The organism is Gillisella terrae (assembly GCF_004801395.1).
Taxonomy (GTDB): domain Bacteria; phylum Pseudomonadota; class Alphaproteobacteria; order Rhizobiales; family Rhizobiaceae; genus Allorhizobium; species Allorhizobium terrae.
This window is the reverse complement of sequence record NZ_SSOA01000031.1, coordinates 1-486: the sequence shown is the minus strand read 5'-3', so window position 1 is coordinate 486 and position 486 is coordinate 1. Positions and strand designations below refer to the sequence as shown.

Genomic DNA, 486 nt, shown 5'->3' with positions numbered 1-486 from the left:
CGGTTCTGCTCAAGGATATCATCGAAAATCCCAAGGAAAACATTCCGGTCCAGCCCAAGGACCAGATCTATGTCTACCGCGATCCGCAGACCTTCACCATTCTCGGCTCTGTCAAACAGGCCAAGCGCGTCGAGTTTGGCGCAAGCGATGTCAACCTGCTCGAAGCCATTGCCCTCGCTGGCGGCGCAGACAGCGCATCCGTCAACATGAAGGGCTACTTCGTCTTCCGCTTCGAAGAGCCCGAAGTCCTCATGGATCTCGTCGGCCCCGCCCGCGTCAAGCAACTCCTCGCCAACGGCATGCAGCCCGACAAGGACGGAAAATACCCCGTCGTCTATCGCCTCAGCATGGAAAAAGCTGACAGCCTCCTCATCGGACAGACATTCGAAGTCAAAAACCGCGACGTCATCTATGCGTCCCGTCACCCATCCGTCGACTTCTCAAAGTTCATAAACATCGTCGCAAGCCCCGTCGGTATCGTCGCAG

General features: G+C 56.8%; 1 pseudogene. It reads left to right on the top strand.

Annotated elements, in window-relative coordinates:
- Window positions 1-486: pseudogene (locus tag E6C51_RS20010) on the top strand (polysaccharide biosynthesis/export family protein); the annotation flags it as partial.